The organism is Methylobacterium sp. J-088, assembly GCF_022829295.1.
Lineage (GTDB): Bacteria > Pseudomonadota > Alphaproteobacteria > Rhizobiales > Beijerinckiaceae > Methylobacterium.
In genome coordinates this window covers 1-13294 of record NZ_JAKSYH010000087.1, presented here as the reverse complement: position 1 = coordinate 13294, position 13294 = coordinate 1, and the positions used below count along the sequence as shown (strand labels likewise).

Annotated in this window: 24 protein-coding genes; 9 read left to right on the top strand and 15 right to left on the bottom strand. The window is 65.2% G+C overall.

Going from position 1 to position 13294, the window contains the following annotated elements; translation table 11 throughout:
- The 7 genes from MKK63_RS10110 to MKK63_RS10080 form a co-directional block, all read right to left on the bottom strand.
- The coding region (locus tag MKK63_RS10110) for a hypothetical protein (RefSeq protein ID WP_244001223.1) at window positions 1-204 on the bottom strand (204 nt) is incomplete at its 3' end.
- A gap of 79 nt (window positions 205-283) precedes the next feature.
- Entirely contained in the window at window positions 284-511 is a 228-nt protein-coding gene (locus tag MKK63_RS10105; RefSeq protein ID WP_244001221.1) for a hypothetical protein, read from the bottom strand.
- Window positions 512-552: 41 nt separating this feature from the next.
- Complete coding sequence (locus MKK63_RS10100) at window positions 553-1035, bottom strand: hypothetical protein (RefSeq protein WP_244001219.1); 483 nt, start codon at window positions 1033-1035, stop codon at window positions 553-555.
- Window positions 1036-1123: 88 nt separating this feature from the next.
- The gene (locus MKK63_RS10095) at window positions 1124-2419 is read right to left on the bottom strand and encodes a hypothetical protein (protein ID WP_244001217.1); all 1296 of its coding nucleotides are present in this window, start codon (window positions 2417-2419) and stop codon (window positions 1124-1126) included.
- 56 nt (window positions 2420-2475) lie between these two features.
- Window positions 2476-2757 carry a hypothetical protein gene (locus MKK63_RS10090; RefSeq protein WP_244001215.1) on the bottom strand — a complete coding sequence of 94 codons (282 nt, stop codon included), beginning with the start codon at window positions 2755-2757 and terminating at the stop codon, window positions 2476-2478.
- An 81-nt stretch (window positions 2758-2838) separates the two neighbouring features.
- A complete protein-coding gene (locus MKK63_RS10085; protein ID WP_244001214.1) occupies window positions 2839-3240 on the bottom strand; it encodes a hypothetical protein in 402 nt (133 codons plus the stop codon).
- A gap of 12 nt (window positions 3241-3252) precedes the next feature.
- Window positions 3253-3543 (bottom strand): hypothetical protein, encoded by a 291-nt coding sequence (locus MKK63_RS10080; RefSeq protein ID WP_244001212.1) that lies wholly within the window; start codon window positions 3541-3543, stop codon window positions 3253-3255.
- Between the two features lie 576 nt (window positions 3544-4119).
- Here MKK63_RS10080 and MKK63_RS10070 point away from each other — a divergent pair.
- A complete protein-coding gene (locus MKK63_RS10070; protein ID WP_244001208.1) occupies window positions 4120-4539 on the top strand; it encodes an EF-hand domain-containing protein in 420 nt (139 codons plus the stop codon).
- Window positions 4540-4609: 70 nt separating this feature from the next.
- Here MKK63_RS10070 and MKK63_RS10065 read toward each other — a convergent pair whose 3' ends face one another.
- The 6 genes from MKK63_RS10065 to MKK63_RS10040 all read right to left on the bottom strand — a co-directional run bounded on the left by MKK63_RS10065 (window position 4610) and on the right by MKK63_RS10040 (window position 7233).
- On the bottom strand, window positions 4610-4885 hold the full coding sequence (locus MKK63_RS10065) for a hypothetical protein (RefSeq protein ID WP_244001206.1): 276 nt from the start codon (window positions 4883-4885) through the stop codon (window positions 4610-4612).
- Window positions 4882-5166, bottom strand: a complete 285-nt coding sequence (locus tag MKK63_RS10060) for a DUF6894 family protein (RefSeq protein ID WP_244001204.1) — start codon at window positions 5164-5166, stop codon at window positions 4882-4884. Before MKK63_RS10060 ends, MKK63_RS10065 begins: the two co-directional genes overlap by 4 nt.
- A 119-nt stretch (window positions 5167-5285) precedes the next feature.
- Entirely contained in the window at window positions 5286-5675 is a 390-nt protein-coding gene (locus MKK63_RS10055) for a heme utilization protein (RefSeq protein ID WP_244001202.1), read from the bottom strand.
- A gap of 287 nt (window positions 5676-5962) precedes the next feature.
- Window positions 5963-6328 carry a hypothetical protein gene (locus MKK63_RS10050; protein WP_244001200.1) on the bottom strand — a complete coding sequence of 122 codons (366 nt, stop codon included), beginning with the start codon at window positions 6326-6328 and terminating at the stop codon, window positions 5963-5965.
- A 4-nt stretch (window positions 6329-6332) separates the two neighbouring features.
- On the bottom strand, window positions 6333-7037 hold the full coding sequence (locus MKK63_RS10045; protein ID WP_244001198.1) for a hypothetical protein: 705 nt from the start codon (window positions 7035-7037) through the stop codon (window positions 6333-6335).
- A gap of 19 nt (window positions 7038-7056) precedes the next feature.
- On the bottom strand, window positions 7057-7233 hold the full coding sequence (locus MKK63_RS10040; protein ID WP_243957934.1) for a hypothetical protein: 177 nt from the start codon (window positions 7231-7233) through the stop codon (window positions 7057-7059).
- A 233-nt stretch (window positions 7234-7466) separates the two neighbouring features.
- On the opposite strand from MKK63_RS10040, the gene MKK63_RS10035 reads away from it, so the two are divergent.
- Window positions 7467-7688 carry a hypothetical protein gene (locus tag MKK63_RS10035; RefSeq protein WP_279574615.1) on the top strand — a complete coding sequence of 74 codons (222 nt, stop codon included), beginning with the start codon at window positions 7467-7469 and terminating at the stop codon, window positions 7686-7688.
- A gap of 28 nt (window positions 7689-7716) precedes the next feature.
- Here MKK63_RS10035 and MKK63_RS10030 read toward each other — a convergent pair whose 3' ends face one another.
- Together MKK63_RS10030 and MKK63_RS10025 are read right to left on the bottom strand one after the other, a co-directional pair.
- Window positions 7717-8337, bottom strand: a complete 621-nt coding sequence (locus MKK63_RS10030) for a hypothetical protein (RefSeq protein ID WP_244001194.1) — start codon at window positions 8335-8337, stop codon at window positions 7717-7719.
- 39 nt (window positions 8338-8376) lie between these two features.
- Window positions 8377-8889: a class I SAM-dependent methyltransferase gene (locus tag MKK63_RS10025; protein ID WP_244001191.1), complete on the bottom strand. Its 513-nt coding sequence runs from the start codon at window positions 8887-8889 to the stop codon at window positions 8377-8379.
- Window positions 8890-9214: 325 nt separating this feature from the next.
- On the opposite strand from MKK63_RS10025, the gene MKK63_RS10020 reads away from it, so the two are divergent.
- From MKK63_RS10020 to MKK63_RS09990, 7 genes are all read left to right on the top strand, one after another.
- Window positions 9215-9859: an AAA family ATPase gene (locus MKK63_RS10020; RefSeq protein WP_244001189.1), complete on the top strand. Its 645-nt coding sequence runs from the start codon at window positions 9215-9217 to the stop codon at window positions 9857-9859.
- Window positions 9856-10185: a hypothetical protein gene (locus MKK63_RS10015; RefSeq protein WP_244001188.1), complete on the top strand. Its 330-nt coding sequence runs from the start codon at window positions 9856-9858 to the stop codon at window positions 10183-10185. Before MKK63_RS10020 ends, MKK63_RS10015 begins: the two co-directional genes overlap by 4 nt.
- A gap of 176 nt (window positions 10186-10361) precedes the next feature.
- Window positions 10362-10601, top strand: coding sequence for a hypothetical protein (locus MKK63_RS10010; protein WP_244001186.1), 240 nt, complete (start codon window positions 10362-10364; stop codon window positions 10599-10601).
- 5 nt (window positions 10602-10606) lie between these two features.
- Window positions 10607-11515, top strand: coding sequence for a tyrosine-type recombinase/integrase (locus MKK63_RS10005; protein ID WP_244001183.1), 909 nt, complete (start codon window positions 10607-10609; stop codon window positions 11513-11515).
- Between the two features lie 2 nt (window positions 11516-11517).
- The gene (locus MKK63_RS10000; protein WP_244001181.1) at window positions 11518-11805 is read left to right on the top strand and encodes a hypothetical protein; all 288 of its coding nucleotides are present in this window, start codon (window positions 11518-11520) and stop codon (window positions 11803-11805) included.
- Window positions 11806-11975: 170 nt separating this feature from the next.
- On the top strand, window positions 11976-12344 hold the full coding sequence (locus MKK63_RS09995; RefSeq protein WP_243924546.1) for a hypothetical protein: 369 nt from the start codon (window positions 11976-11978) through the stop codon (window positions 12342-12344).
- A 311-nt stretch (window positions 12345-12655) separates the two neighbouring features.
- A partial coding sequence (locus MKK63_RS09990; RefSeq protein WP_244001179.1) for a branched-chain amino acid ABC transporter substrate-binding protein occupies window positions 12656-13294 on the top strand: 639 nt, incomplete at its 3' end.

The window sequence follows — 13294 nt, the reverse complement described above, 5'->3', positions numbered from 1 at the left end:
TTCATCCGCCAGTTCGCGCAGGCACTCCAGCGCCCGGCGCCGGCCATCGGCGGTTTTGATCCTGTCCCATAGCCGCAGGCACTGACCCACCCCGTCAAAATGTTCCGCCGCCTGGTAGCCGTCGAAGAAGCTGTCCGCTGGGATACTGAGGAGGGCGGCTATCGCATGCAGCCTCACCGTGGGGGCGCCCGTCAGATCGTCCATGCTCACCTCCCCTAGAGGCCGTGTGCGTCGTCAGCCTCAAACATGCGCCTCCCGGGACGGAATGTAAAAAGCTTACATTTTAGGGTCTTCGCAGGATCGCCCGCACATCCGCGTCGTGCTCGGGTTCGGTGATACCCGGCAGCAAGGCTCCGACCGCCTCGTGCATCGCCAGCCACCGCCGCATCAGACGCAGCAGCCGGTCATCGGCGAAGCCCTGGCCTCGCCGAACCTCGACGTGCATCAGAAGGTCGAGGAGGCGCACGCGCGCCACCAAGAGCAGGAGCCGGGCCGTTTCGGGCAGTGACAAGCGCCGATCGGGTGACGGCCGCGAGGGGATCATCGTCGGCATCAGGACCGCCGTGCAAGCGCGATGAGCGCGCCGCCGGCAGCCGCTGACAGGTCGACGAAGGTCGAGCCCGCCAACGCCACCACGTTGCCCCTGCCGCCCCATCGCAGTGGCTCGATGTGGATGGCAGCCGGATCGGCAGTCAGGTCGGCCGTGGCTGCTGGCGGTGGCTCTATCGCGGTGTCGGGTATCGCGATCTCGGGCGCCTCGGTCTCGCCGTCCTGGTCGTTGCCGCGCAGCCATGTGACCTGACTGCCGGTGACGTTCTCAGGAGCGGCCAGAGACGGCTCGTCGTCGGCACCGTCCTCATGGTCTGCGTCGCCGTCCATGCGGTCCAGAACCGCGATGATGCGGTCCGCGGCGTCCAGCGCGATCTGAGCCGCCTCCTCCAGGCTGGCGCGGAGGGCAGGGCCAGTCAGCGGCTCACTGGCAATGTTACCAGTGACCGGCTTTGGCCGCGGGGTGAATGTCAGGACATCGCCCATGGGGTCAGGTCTCGGGATGTGATGGGAAGGCCCGGCGGGGTCCGGCCGGGGCGGTACGCATGGCTACGGGGAAGGATGACGGGCGCCGTCAGTGCCCCGCCCGCTCGGCCTCGGCGTGGGCCAGCAGATCGCGGGCAAAGGCCTCGGTCTCGTCGGAGTCGCCGTTCTGGATAACCGGCACGGCTAGGATCTTCAGACGGGTCTCACGGTCGGTGCGGCTCGTCGGCGATCTCCGGCGCGCTTCGTCGATGGCCGCGGTTTCCACGTCGGTCAGGGCATCGCCGAGCCACTGCATCAGCTCGCCAGCCACGTTGAAGTCGCCGCTGGTGCCGCGCTTCTTGCACCGCCCTGTCCACACGAAGGCGTAGGCGGCGCTGCCGACGCGGTCCGCGAGGTCGTGGAGGGACTGCAGCTCGTCCATCGTAGCGGACGCGAGGTCGAGCAGGCCGACGAGGTGCGGGGCAGCCGGAGCTGGCTGCCGTGCCTGAGCCTCGGTGAACGCCAGCAGATCGCGCGTCAGGCCCTCACCGAGGCCATCCGGCCAAGTCACGCCAATATCGTCGCTGCGCTGAGCGACACGGGCCTTGAGCTGAAGCCCGGCCAGCGACGCCGCGGACAGATCTCCGATCTGAACCTCGAGCTCGTGCAGAGCCATCCCGGCTTCGCCTGACGCCTCCTCGGCCGCGGCTACGCCCGTCCGCTCGCGCCACTCCTCCTTCTTCTCGAACCACGCCCGCCATTCGGGGCCGCTGCCATCGGGCGCGCGCCCCGGCCAACCGTCATCGCTTGCGGTCTCGGCAATGGCGTTCTCCTCGTCCATCCGCCGCTGGTAGAGGTCCACGGCCGCTTCCCACTGCGGGGCAAGTGCCGACAGCTCGGCGTCGGCCTGCTCTCGCAGCGCCTGCGTGGCGGGTTCAGCGCCGGTCCGGATCGCCTGAGCGGCCTCGAACGCGCGATCGTGTCGGAACGTGAGCGCATGCACGGCGTCGCTGCACAGCTCGCGCCGGATCCGGGCTTCCCATTCGGCATGCGCCTCAGCCGACAGATCGCCCGCCTCAAGGACCCGTCTGCGGCCCATCTCGGACTGCACGCGGCTGTGCATCTGCATGGCGGTGAATGCGATCCAGCGGGCTAGGGGGCGGCGCGAGACGTTGCCCATCGCATCGGAGTAGGAGACCGTGCCGTCGCGGTGGTCGACGCCACAGGTAGCCAGCACGTCGCCCGTGAGCCCGGCCTGCGCTACCTGCTCGGCATGATTGGCAGCGGGCGGTGCGGCCACCGGCTTGAACGCCTCGACGCGGGCGGCAGTGGCGGCGGCGCGCTCGCGCAGGGCAGCGCTTGGGTCGCGGCGGATCAGCTTCTGGAAGGATGTGCGCAGGGACATCGCGGGATCCTCGGATGAGGGCGCGGGCGACCGGCCCGCTCGGGTTGCGGGTCGGTTCAGAGCAGGGTGGCGAGGCCGGTCAGCACCATGCCGCCACCGATGATGGCGACGGCGGCCAGCAGCTCGCCAGCCGTGTCGAGGAAGCGCAGGGACCGGCTATGTGCGGTGTCGGGGCGGACGGGCGTCACGGCCTCCCAAGCCTCGATGCCGCCGGGCACGGGCTCGTTGGGCAGGTTGAGATAGCGGCCGTCAGCCGATAGCCGGCGGCGGCCGGTGCGGGGGCTATCGCTGCGGGCCGGGACGGGCTGGCTGAAATTCGGGATGCGGGCATAGGACATCGTTCACGCTCCTAATGGGGCTCGTGGGGGTGGGTCAGGGGTGAATGGATGCGGGCGCCGGTCAGTCCGGCGCGGGCCGTGTCAGGCGGCTAGGGACAGCGGCTCAGCGAGGCTGGTAGATCTGCGGCGGCGCGGGGCCTTCGCAGCGTGGCGCGCGAGGCATTCGGCGATCCGGTCCATGCCGGCGGACAGGTCCCACGCCTCAATGGCGTAGAGGCCCGGGGCGACATCGCTGGTGCCGCAGCATTGCAGGTTGGCGAGGTAGGCCGCGAACACATGCACACCGGCCAGCGTGCGGACCTCGGTCACGACCAGCTTCTCGGTGGCCGTCTCGTAGGTCTTCCTCACGGCGACAAACTCAGCCGCGTGCATCGACTGTCGACGCTTGGCCCAGAGGTAGCGCGCCTCGGCGCGGAACTCCTCGTGCGACTCGCGGTGGGCGGCGATGGCGGCGAAGATCGGATCGGGCTGCTTGCGGGCCATGGGTACAGCTCCTCAGTGCGCAGCGGCGCGGTGGGCGGCCTTGGCGACCTGCCAAGCGGCCTTGAGAGCGGAGGACATCGCCACGCGGCGGGAGACGCCGCAGCGCTCCATGATGCCGGGGGCGGCGCGGCAGTCAGCAGCCATGATGGCGGCGCGGTCGTACTGGCCGGAGACGACGAGGGGGCGCTTGCTGGCGCCGAACTGGATGAAGGCGCGGGCCGAGAGCAGGCCGGCGGGGATCTGCGGGCGGCTGTCGCGGCCGGCGCGGTCGATGCGGGTCCAAGAGACTGTGCGGTGGGCCATCAGGTGTAGTCCACTTTGTGGCGGTTGCTACCGCCTATGGGCTTGTTATAATAACCATGCCTTGGTGTAGTCAACAGGGCGCTGGGTATAAAAACAACCGAGGATGTGATGTTATCGACCGGCAATCAGCTCCGCGCGGCTCGCGGCCTCGTTGCGATGGATCAAGTCACCCTTGCGGAGCGGTCCGGAGTGAGCGCCAACACGATCCGGTCGATGGAGGGGAAAGGTGCCAATATGCTGACCAGTGGCCTCGACACAGTGCGGTTAGTTCAATCCGCGTTGGAGGCTGCCGGCGTCGAGTTCCTGAACCATGGGCGTCCTGGCGTGAGGCTTCGAGCCGAGCCTGCCGATCCGTCGTGATGCGTCACATAAAAAGCGACCCCATTTTTTATTCGGAAATAGGGCCGCCCCTTGGGTAGCGCCCCCATTACCGCAACCCCTAAAAGACCCTTTTTCAGGGCGGGCGAAACCGATCAGGGCGTGTAACCGAGTTCATTCATTCGTTACCCGTCGGCACGGAACGCGAAATTAGATATCGTACTTATGCCGCTTGGTTCCCATCGCCGGAGACACAGCATGCGCCCTTCCTCATCTCTCGCATTTGTCTTCCTGACAGCAATCGTCTCCCTATCGCTTACTGCCTCCTCGAACGCATGGGCGCGTAGTGCCAGTGCCTCGAAGGCAATGCGAGCCATCGACACGGACAACGACGGGTCGATTGATCTGAAGGAAGCTCAGGCCGCTGGGGAGGCGACCTTCGACAAACTGGAGAAAGACAAGGATGGCTCGCTGACCACGAAAGAGATGCAAGGACGCGTAAGCCGCAAGGATCTCCAGGCGGCGGACGGCGACCACGACGGCACGCTCGACAAGAAAGAGTACGGCGCTTTGGTCGAGCAGCGCTTCAAGGCGGCCGACCCGGACGGCGATGGCACTCTCGACGCAAAGGAGCTGAAGAAGCCGGCTGGCCGCAGCCTCATGCAATTGCTGAAGTAGGGACTGGTTACGCAGACGACCTCCCCCGCCAGCCCGTGATCAGATCGGGCGGCGGGGCCGAGCCGGCCCCTCAAGCGAGCGCCTGCGGATGCGGGGAGAGCGTACCGGAGTAGGTTTCAGGCTTGAGCGGGCAGCCGCCGTGAGCCCGCCGATGCGTAAGGGTCTTGCGGAAATCGGGGCCGCTGTAGGCGCCGTTGATTGACACGCGACCATGGCAGGCCGGACACCGCTTTAAAAGCAGCTCATAGTGGCGTACCGCGTCATCCAAGGTGACACGGCGCCACCCGCCCTGGATCTTCACCTCGCAGCTTTGGGTGAGCGATACGTGAGTTGGGGACGGGTTCATGCCGGGCTGTCCTCGTCTTCGGCGTCCCAGCCTTCCATCTTCTTGACCGTGTCGCTGAACGGCACAGTGAGCAAAAGCTGAGCGTTCTCATCCTCAATCTCAAACGAGCACACGAACCAGTCGCGGATGATGTCCGTCCGGGTCCTAGCGATATGATCGCGCGCCGCGTTCAAGGCGCGCTCACGCGCGGCGTTCAGGTCAGGAAATTCCTCGCCTTCTGGATCCACCGCCAGCCCAGCGGGTCCAGGACGGTGTCGAACGTTGAAGTTGTAGCGCGGCATCTCACACGCCCTCGATCAGCATAGCCGCCACATCGAGACCCAGGTTGCGGGCGCCCCCTCCAGGCGCCGCATCATGTGCTGCGTGACAGTCCGCTCGTATTAGGATGGCTCTTCGCTCATCACCCTGACCGCTTGGCATTCCAGCTGCCCCTGCACTCAACCAGACCGCCCGACGTGCGCCATGTGCCGCTGCCGCTACCCTTCGCGGTTAGGCTACCAGCGATCGGCACTTTATTGGTGCCGCTGGTGATCGTGGCCTGCACCGCACCACCCACCGACACACCGCCGTCAATGTCGACGTCCTGCCCAGGGATCGAGGCATCACTGTCCTTGATCTGGACGTGATAGCTCGTGCTTGCCGAACAGGGACCTTCAGCCGTGGTGGCCACGATGGTCCAAGAGCCATCGTACTGGTTCGGCACCCGAACCTTCTTCGTGGCAGCTCCGGCCGGGCACAGAGCACTAGCCCATAAGCTGGCTGCAAGGATCGAGATGGTAAAGCGGGTCATAGATAGCTCCGACGGTCGCGCCGTCAGGACTGACTTCGCGTTCTGAAAAAATTGGCCTCACACAATCAGTTTCTGGGTCTTACGACCTTACTCGCTTCTCGGTTCACTTACCTGGTGGCCAAATCAGGTGTGGGCGGAGGATGGCCCGACGATCAAGGACGTAGGCTCTTTTGCCGATCGACGCGGCGCCAAGATCCTGGCATCACCGAGTGTCGAAGGTATACACACGTCAATCGCGGTACCGACGAACTTCACTGGCGCCGATAAAAGGGCCGAATTGGCCTTTCTCAGCGCCACAAAGCGCTGAAGGTTTCTTCGAAGTCCCCGACCATGGTCCGATTGCAGAAGCGGTGCAGGACGGGACCGTCCGTTGTGCCCTCACGCATCTCGATCGCCTCGGTATTCTGATCGTAAGAGAAGGTCAGATGGCGGCCACTGAGGGTGGTCGACAGGATGGCCTTAGCACTCGCCTCATCGTGGATCATCTCGGTCGATCCCGGCGTGCTGCGCCACATGATCCCGCCGAGCAGCGCCACGGTGACCGCTTTCATCTGCAGGTCCTCACCCTCGGACTGCGCGATGACGCTCACCGCGTACCGCCGCACGGCGTCGAGGTCGGTGTTCTCGGACAGGATGGGAGCGAACAGAGCCATCGGCTTATTCCCGTCTCGTCGTGATGTCCGTCGTACCGGTCGAGGTGGCGGAATAGCCGCCCCAACCCTCCGTCGAGACGGGCGACGTCCCGCCCCAGCCTTCCGCGCGCCATGTTGCAACGCGCAGCGTCTGATCAACCGAGCCGTGGTCGTTCAGAATGCCCATGATGCGGTCCCGCTGGCCGTCCGCGACTACGAGGTTCAGCATCGCCGCGCCCTGCCCCAGTTGCACGCAGCAGGCGTCTAGTGCCTCCAGGGGCACGCCGATCGTCCTGAGCTCATCTCGAAGGCCGGAGCCGTCGGGAAGCGATGTTCCCACCTCGGCGCGGCTGTCATTCGGACCAGAGGGGGCGACGACGAGCTGGATCGCCCGCTCGGGGATACCCGCCGCGATCAGCGTGGCTGTCGCCGCCTGCGCCTTGCTACCGCTCTCATACAGCGCGAGAACGCCGAGCCCTGCACGCGAACCTTCGCTCGGAAGCATAGGCCCCTCCGGCCGATCGACCGTATCTCCCTCGGATGCGATCTCCTTTCGTGCCGTAGCGATGAACGCGGCGCGCTGGTCCGCGCTCAGCACGAAACCAGCGCTCATCGTGGATCCCTTCATGGAAGAGGGATCCGACCACATCCGGTCGCTCGGCCCGTTGTCGAGGAAGTTCCGCCGTGCGCGTTCGAGCACCGCAGCCTCGATTGGATCGTCGATTGCCATCTCAGCCGCTTCCATGGGTTCAGTGCTCTGTCCCAGGCATGTTCTGGCGTGGTGTGCCGCCGTGATCCTTGATGAGGTTGGACCGTTCCGGATCGCCCTTCAAATTGGCGACCTGCTTCCGTGCCGCCAATGCGAGGAAGCCGACACCGCCGATCGTGCCGAGCGCGAGAAATAACAGAGAGATGCCGCTGCCCATGGGCGAAGACTTTCATCGGAGGAACCGCCGAATGAAGGGCGACGGGGAGCATTATGCTACAGGTCGAACGAAGCCCGGCGCATTGAGTTGCCGTTTTCATAAGATTTTTTGGCATTTTGAGCCTTTACCTAACATTTGTAGGTAGGATCAACAAAGTTCACGCCGCGTTGATTGAAAGTGCATCTGCCTAAGCTAGGGTTTTTACCGTGTACAATCCCATCTTTTCATCGATAATGCTGGCGATCGAGTCGCGGCGGGTCATCGAGTTGCGCCTTGTCCGCCTCGCCTGGGGTGGCCGCGAGGGTCGGGCCGAGATGCAGTCGATGGTGACCGAGAAGGTACACGCCGCTGCCGAGGCGATGACGACGCTGATGCTCGGCGGTTCGCCCGAGACGGTCATTGCCCGCTACCGCGAGCACGTCGCCTTCAACATTAAACGGCTGACAGCTGTCTGATCCAAGCACCGGCCGGGCGGCCATATCATCACGGCTCGCCCGGCCTCGCGCGCTTTGTCCGCTGGCGCGGCGCGGCTCCCCCGTCGCCTGCAGGTACGGTCAGCAATCCTAATATCCTGCTTGCCTCCTCCAGCAGGACATGATGCTGAACGGCCGCCGGGCCCGTGGCCGGGATGGACCGGCTCGCCTCGGCGATCAAACCCTGAAATTTCCTCCGGTCGATCGCTCGCGAGTTCATGCTCGCCCGCGCGGCCTCTAGGACGATCCGCATCGCCTCTATCCGGTACTCGGCGGCATCCCTTTGCATCTCAGCCGCTTCCAGCCGCGCCTCGACCGACCGAAGGCCATTCAAAGGGCTCGCCGCCACCTGACGCGACTGCTCAGCCAGTTCCACGACGACGCGGTCCATCAGCTGCTTGCGGACTTCCTGCAGATCACCCCCGTGGAGGGGTTTACGGGCTCTACGGAGCCACGCGTAGAATTCGGTGGTCTGGGCTTCGGCAACCTCCTCGACGCGCAGGTCCAGGTAGCCTGCTGCCGCGAGCTCCAGGACCATCAGCTGAAAGCTCGCCGGTACGAACACCCAGGCGTGTGCGTCGGCGTAATACGGCAGGTCTGCGACGGTCCGCCAACACGGCTCGGTATCCATGCCGTTGACGGGAACTGCCGGCTGCGAGTCATCACCGCTTCACGCGCCTGCGTCCCCGGGCTTCAGGGCCATGTTCAGCGCGTAATCGAGATGGGTGCGCGCCGTGTGCCGGACCCGTCGCTCGCGGAAAGCGGCGATCGCGTCGGCGGTCGAGGATGGGTGTCGGAAGAAGTCGAAGCACTTCCGCTTGTCTGGAACCGCCAGGATCACGATGCCGTCCGGCTTGATCAGCGTCTGTGCAGCCTGCAGGAACGTGACGACGTCGGTGGTGTGTTCGATGACGTGGCTGGCGATGAATGCGTCGTAGGTGCCATGCTGGTCCGCCGGCACGGCGTCAGCAATAGACCCACCATGCCAGACCAAATCCACCTCCTCGATCTGCGCCGTGTCCTGGTCGGCGTACTTGGCCAGCAGCTCCTCGCGGGAGGCGTGATCGACCACGAAGGTGTTCCAGCCGTCACGCTTGGGCGCCAGCGGACTGAAGCTTGGGCCGATCTCAATGACACGGGCCTCTTTCCCAAGCGACCGCAGAAGGCGTTGCGTCCGATCCATACGCATCCACTCCTGGTTGAAGGGTGGGCGTACACGAACCAAAAAGGTCGGTCACCAGACCATCGGCCTGCGTTTTATCGTTTCGATCAACGATGAGGCGTTCGGCCGGGCAGCTCGTTTCCATGATCCGCCCGGCCTCGTGCACACCCCGACCGCTCCGCGGCTGGTGGAACGCAGGTAGGGCATGCAGCGCCACAACACTACGGCGCTTTGATGCCGTAATGCTGTAGCGCCACAGTGCTCTCACATCATGGCGCTATCAAGCCATAGCGCTTTTTCATCGTCGTGCCGTCCTGCTACAGCGCGACGGCATCACGAGGGGGCCATGCGAACGATAACCTTGGTCACACAGAAGGGCGGGAGCGGCAAAACCACGATCGCCGCCAGTCTCGCGGTCGCGGCCGTAGAGGCTGGGGAGAAGGTCGCGGCCCTCGACCTCGACCCGCAAGGTTCACTGGCGGCGTGGGGCGACGTTCGGACAGAAGAGGCGCCAGCGGTCGACCGCCTCGGCGCTGATCGGCTAGCCGAGCTGCCGCAGATCCTTGCCGCGCTCAGCGAGCAGGGGTTTACGGTCGCGGTGCTCGACACGGCCGGCGTGGCATCCACCGGCGGCAACCTCGCCATGCAGGCGGCAGACCTGGCACTCATCCCCGCCCGCCCCTCGCGCCTCGATCTACAGGCCACGATGCCGACGATTGAGACGCTGATGCGCCTCGGCATGCGGGACCGGTTCGCCTTCGTCCTCAACCAGTGCCCCGCGGGGCGCTCGGCTCGAACCGTCGAAGCAGCAAGCGGGCTCGGGATGTTCGGCGTGCTCGCAGAGCTATCCCTGACGCAGCGTGCGGACCGTCAAGACGCGCTCGCAGCCGGGAAGGGCGTCACGGAGTACGCGCCCGAGGGCAAAGCCGCCGATGAGCTGCGCGCCCTCTGGGCCTGGGCGGATCGCAAGATGAAGGCAGCCAAGGCATGACCAAGCGTCCGTCCCTAATCGGTGGCCTGTCTCTACCAGGATCCGAGAACCGCGAGCCGGCCACGCCTGCCGATCCGGCTCCAAATGCGGCTGATGCCCTGCCCGCTCCCGACGTGTGGAGCGCCAAACCTGCCGGCCGGCGAGCACGGCCCGACGTGGTGCATACCTCCGTCTACCTGCCGAAGGAGGTTCATCGGCGCCTGCGGGAGATCGCATTCACCCGCGACGTGAAGGTGCATGACGTGATCATGGAAGGGATCGACGCCGCGTTGCAGAAACACGGGCACCCTTCCGTTACGTCGCTCAAGCCGAAGGGCGAGACGTAGCGGGATAGTGCATTGGCGCTGTCCTGCTGTGATGCCGTAGCGCTGTCACGTTGCACCGCTGCAGCGCTCTCATGCTGTAGCACTACAGCATCAGAGCATTGCACTACCGCTTGCCTCGACGTAGGATACGAACGCAATACAAGTGATGTTATCTTGCGTTGGGCACGAGGTGCGCCATGGACGTCGTCGTGACGCCGACTGGGTCGGAGGGCAACTCATGGACCCTGAAGGATCGGCTCGGTCGAGTGCTCGGTGCGGTCGACCAAGACGACGAGGAACTATTCCAGATCACGCCCGACCCGCTCGGCACCCTGAAGAGCGTCCCGCGCACGCACGCCACACTCGACAAAGCGATGACCGCCATCGCGAAGCATACGCACGGCGAGTGCACGCTCGAGAGCCAGGACTGGGACTAAGCGCTGTGATCACGCCCCCCGCGATTATCAGGCCCGAGGCACAGCAGCAGCCGACGCTGCTGCCGGCTCAGGCCGACGACGATGCCCAGATGGTGCGGCTGTGGCTGGCGCGATCATCCAGCCCGAACACGCGCCGCAACTATGAGCGCGAGGCTCGCACCTTCATTGCACACGTCAGCAAGCCGCTCGGCGCGGTGCGGATGGGCGAGTTGCAGGACTACATCACGGCTCGACCGGGATCCTCGGCGACGGTGGCGCTGACGGCCGCCGCGCTCAAAAGCCTGTTCGCTTTCGCGCAGGAGGTCGGGTTCCTGCGCTTCAACATCGGCGCGGCCGTGAAGGTGCCGCCGATCAAGAACACGCTCGCCGAACGCATCATGGGCGAGGCCGACGCGCTGCTGATGATCCGGCAAGAGCCTGTCCTGCGGAACAGGGTGCTGCTGACGGTGCTGTACGGCGGCGGCCTGCGCATCTCGGAGGTTTGCAGCCTGTGCTGGCGGGACCTGATGGCCCGCGATGAGGCTGGGCAAGCCACAGTGTTCGGCAAAGGCGGCAAGACCCGAGCGGTCCTGCTCTCGGCCGCAACGTGGAAAGTGCTGACCGCACTCCGGCAGGATCAAGTCGCCAAGTTGGCGACATGGTCAGTCGACACCCCCGTATTCTTATCGCGGAAGGGCGGGGCGCTGGATCCGAGCGCGGTCCACCGGGTGGTGAAGGCTGCGGCGGCGCGGGCAGGGCTCCCAGGCGAGGTCTCGGCGCACTGGCTCCGGCACGCCCACGCCTCGCACAGCCTCGACCGGGGCGCCCCGATCCATCTCGTCCAAGCCACACTGGGCCACGCCTCGGTGGCGACGACGGGCCGGTATCTGCATGCCCGGCCATCGGAGAGCTCGGCGCGGTTCCTGGGGGTGTAGGCATGGCAGAGGCAGATCAGGAGCGGTTTGCCCTCATCGTGGCCGATAATGTCATCTCGGCGCTGGAGAGAGCCTATGGCGGGAAACTAGAGCCTGAAGACCGGCGTGATCGCACCATCGCAGAACTGATGCATGAGATGCTCACCTATATGCCGACCACATCCGGGCGCGTGCTGGCGCAGGCCTGCAACCGGGTTTTGGCGATCCAGCCGGATCGAGGAAACCTCATGCCGCTGGTGCTCGACGTCGACATGAACGATGGCGCAGTGACGATCAACCCGACGACCTGATTTGCGAAAGCGGGCTGGATCCCGTGATGACGTGGTTCGGCCCTGTGCCGTTCAGTGTTCAACCGGAGCGACGGGCGTTATGCGTCATACTTAACAGGATCCCCAACACGGCAAGGCTTCGTTAACCCTAAGAACAGCACCCTCATGACGGTAAGCCTGCAGGTGCCGTCATGAACCGTGCCTATCCCGTCAGCGCCGAGGATCCGGCCGGTGATTGTCCGGTTCCAATCAGCACGCTCAGCCAGCTCTACCGCGCGGAACCGGAGGCGCTGGCCGAGCAACTCGGTGGTATCCCCGAGGCGACACGGGCGCGCCTCGCGATCTACCTCTACGGGCGCAATCACACCCGCCACCTTGGGGTGCAGATCGCGGTCACCTGCGAAGGGTCGAGCCTACGCCGTGTGGCCGGTTTCGTCGGGAATGCCCTGTACGATCTCTCGCGGCAGAACCCTGCCCTGTGGTCAGAGGCCAGCCCTTCGAACGGCGGCAAGCGCGGGGTTAGCCTGGCAGGAGCATCAGCTGCAGCTCGGCGCGCATGACCTACTTATAGCCACAGCGCCGGAGCGCCCCTCAGCATCGCGTCGTAGCCGGATGCGAGTTGGTGCAGAGTCGCAGTCGCGAAATATCCTCAGCGCGCGGATCGAGCTCTTCCGTCTCGTACAGAGCGGCCTCTCAACAGCGAAAGGCTTCTACACCCGCCAGGATCCGCAGCCCGGCCGCATCGACCTGTAGCTAGAGAACTTAGACGTCTCCTGCTTCGGCTTAGGCACGATGCCCAGCCGAACCCAGTCGGCCAAAATCTTGCAATGGCACGAGCCTTTGCCTTTGGGCGACGAATTTCGAGAGCGTCATGAGAGCATCGATCCCGACCGCGCTTCTCCTCGGCCTACTTACAGCTGGTGTCGTACAGGCGGCCGAGGTCAAGCTCGGCATCGCCGCGCCCATCACTGGGCCCAATGCGGCCATCGGTGCGCAGTTCAAGAACGGCGCGAGCCAGGCCGCCGAGGACATCAGCAAGGCTGGCACGATCAAGGGTGTGACCTTCTCGGTCGCGGTCGGCGACGACGCCTCGGACCCGAAGCAGGGCGTCTCGGTGGCCAACAAGTTCGCCAGCGACGGCGTCAAGATGGTCGTCGGTGACAACAGTTCCGGCGTGTCGATCCCGGCCTCCGACGTCTACCTCGATGCCGGCATCATCCAGGTCACCCCGTCCTCCACGAACGTGAAGTTCACCGAGCGCGGCATGTGGAACACGTTCCGCACCTGCGGCCGCGACGACCAACAGGGCGCGGTGGCGGGCGCGTATCTCGCCGATCACTTCAAGGGCAAGAAGATCGCCTTCGTCCATGACAAGACCCCCTACGGCAAGGGTCTGGCCGACGAGACCCTGAAGGCGCTCAAGGCCAAGGGCGGCAAGGACGTGATGTACGAGGGCATCAACCCGGGCGAGAAGGATTATTCGGCGCTCGTGTCCAAGCTGAAGTCGGCC

Bases quoted from the DNA above. Each gene is read 5' to 3' on its own strand.
- MKK63_RS10020 (WP_244001189.1), top strand. From the start codon at position 9,215: ATGCGAACGATAACCTTGGTCACACAGAAGGGCGGGAGCGGCAAAACC.
- MKK63_RS10000 (WP_244001181.1), top strand. From the start codon at position 11,518: ATGGCAGAGGCAGATCAGGAGCGGTTTGCCCTCATCGTGGCCGATAAT.
- MKK63_RS10060 (WP_244001204.1), bottom strand. From the start codon at position 5,166: ATGCCGCGCTACAACTTCAACGTTCGACACCGTCCTGGACCCGCTGGG.
- MKK63_RS09995 (WP_243924546.1), top strand. From the start codon at position 11,976: ATGAACCGTGCCTATCCCGTCAGCGCCGAGGATCCGGCCGGTGATTGT.
- MKK63_RS10065 (WP_244001206.1), bottom strand. From the start codon at position 4,885: ATGAACCCGTCCCCAACTCACGTATCGCTCACCCAAAGCTGCGAGGTG.
- MKK63_RS10100 (WP_244001219.1), bottom strand. From the start codon at position 1,035: ATGGGCGATGTCCTGACATTCACCCCGCGGCCAAAGCCGGTCACTGGT.
- MKK63_RS10090 (WP_244001215.1), bottom strand. From the start codon at position 2,757: ATGTCCTATGCCCGCATCCCGAATTTCAGCCAGCCCGTCCCGGCCCGC.
- MKK63_RS10035 (WP_279574615.1), top strand. From the start codon at position 7,467: ATGCTGGCGATCGAGTCGCGGCGGGTCATCGAGTTGCGCCTTGTCCGC.
- MKK63_RS10015 (WP_244001188.1), top strand. From the start codon at position 9,856: ATGACCAAGCGTCCGTCCCTAATCGGTGGCCTGTCTCTACCAGGATCC.
- MKK63_RS10040 (WP_243957934.1), bottom strand. From the start codon at position 7,233: ATGGGCAGCGGCATCTCTCTGTTATTTCTCGCGCTCGGCACGATCGGC.
- MKK63_RS10070 (WP_244001208.1), top strand. From the start codon at position 4,120: ATGCGCCCTTCCTCATCTCTCGCATTTGTCTTCCTGACAGCAATCGTC.
- MKK63_RS10010 (WP_244001186.1), top strand. From the start codon at position 10,362: ATGGACGTCGTCGTGACGCCGACTGGGTCGGAGGGCAACTCATGGACC.
- MKK63_RS10055 (WP_244001202.1), bottom strand. From the start codon at position 5,675: ATGACCCGCTTTACCATCTCGATCCTTGCAGCCAGCTTATGGGCTAGT.
- MKK63_RS10050 (WP_244001200.1), bottom strand. From the start codon at position 6,328: ATGGCTCTGTTCGCTCCCATCCTGTCCGAGAACACCGACCTCGACGCC.
- MKK63_RS10080 (WP_244001212.1), bottom strand. From the start codon at position 3,543: ATGGCCCACCGCACAGTCTCTTGGACCCGCATCGACCGCGCCGGCCGC.
- MKK63_RS10095 (WP_244001217.1), bottom strand. From the start codon at position 2,419: ATGTCCCTGCGCACATCCTTCCAGAAGCTGATCCGCCGCGACCCAAGC.
- MKK63_RS10025 (WP_244001191.1), bottom strand. From the start codon at position 8,889: ATGGATCGGACGCAACGCCTTCTGCGGTCGCTTGGGAAAGAGGCCCGT.
- MKK63_RS10045 (WP_244001198.1), bottom strand. From the start codon at position 7,037: ATGGCAATCGACGATCCAATCGAGGCTGCGGTGCTCGAACGCGCACGG.
- MKK63_RS10085 (WP_244001214.1), bottom strand. From the start codon at position 3,240: ATGGCCCGCAAGCAGCCCGATCCGATCTTCGCCGCCATCGCCGCCCAC.
- MKK63_RS10030 (WP_244001194.1), bottom strand. From the start codon at position 8,337: ATGGATACCGAGCCGTGTTGGCGGACCGTCGCAGACCTGCCGTATTAC.